This is a genomic window from Terrisporobacter muris, assembly GCF_024621905.1.
Taxonomy (GTDB): Bacteria; Bacillota; Clostridia; order Peptostreptococcales; family Peptostreptococcaceae; genus Terrisporobacter; species Terrisporobacter muris.
The window spans coordinates 1-1032 of sequence record NZ_JANKBY010000601.1; the positions used below are offsets into that span (position 1 = coordinate 1).

Genomic DNA, 1032 nt, shown 5'->3' on the forward strand with positions numbered 1-1032 from the left:
TCTTTATTAAGAAATTACAAGTCTTATAATTATAAAAAATATACTTATGCACTTATTGGTGTAAACCCTTCACCAAATACTTCATGCACATCGCTAACTATTATAAAGGCATTTTTATCAACTTTTTTAATTAATTTCTTTAAATGAACTTCTTGTTTCTTATTTACAACGACTATTAATACACTTTTGCTATTATCAGTATAACCACCTTTTCCATCAAGAATAGTTATACCTCTTTTAATATCATTCACAATAGCATTTTTTAGAGCTTCTTCTTCGTTTGTTATTATCATAAAGCTTTTTGAATAATCAAATCCTGCAACAATAAAATCTACCATTTTTACGATAACATATAAGCTAATTGCTGAATATAAACCTGTTTCTAAATTCTTATTAACTAAACCTGACGATATCACAACAAGTCCGTCTATAAATACTAAGCATTTTGATAAAGGAATGCTTGGGATAGCCTTGTTAACCATCAGGGCTATTAGATCTGTTCCTCCAGTGGAACCATCAACTCTAAATATAATTCCTAGTCCTAACCCCAAAAGTATAGCTCCTGTTATTGCTGATAATAAAACATCATTTGTTACTGTAATTTGAGAAAATGAAGATGTAAGCTTTAGACAAGTTGATAAAAGTAACATACCTATTAAAGTCTTTAGAGCATCTTTTTTCCCTAAAATTTTGATTGAAAATATTATTAGAGGTATACCCATTATTAACATTATTGCTGATACAGATAAACCACTAATTTTGCTTAAAACTACAGATAGACCACTTAAGCCACCTGGTGCAATAGTGTAAGGACTAAAGAACATGTTTATACCAATACTTGCTAGTATACATCCTATAATCATACCTAAAGCTTCTGTTATGATATTTTTTAAATTATTTTTCATATATATCCCTCCATAAAACATATTATAACAATTATAATAGAATTTTACTAATAATTTGAAATAATATTAAATATTAACTTTATTCAGAAAATACAAACTAATAAAATAAATTTAAGATGTATATTAA

General features: G+C 26.6%; 1 protein-coding gene. It reads right to left on the reverse strand.

Features of this window, described 5'->3' with window-relative positions; genetic code table 11:
* Positions 1-44: 44 nt before the first annotated feature.
* Positions 45-905: a YitT family protein gene (locus NSA58_RS20550; RefSeq protein ID WP_039680860.1), complete on the reverse strand. Its 861-nt coding sequence runs from the start codon at positions 903-905 to the stop codon at positions 45-47.
* Positions 906-1032 lie beyond the last annotated feature (127 nt).

What these genes read in the sequence shown, in the direction of transcription:
- NSA58_RS20550 (WP_039680860.1), bottom strand. Translation starts at nt 905, where the DNA reads ATGAAAAATAATTTAAAAAATATCATAACAGAAGCTTTAGGTATGATT.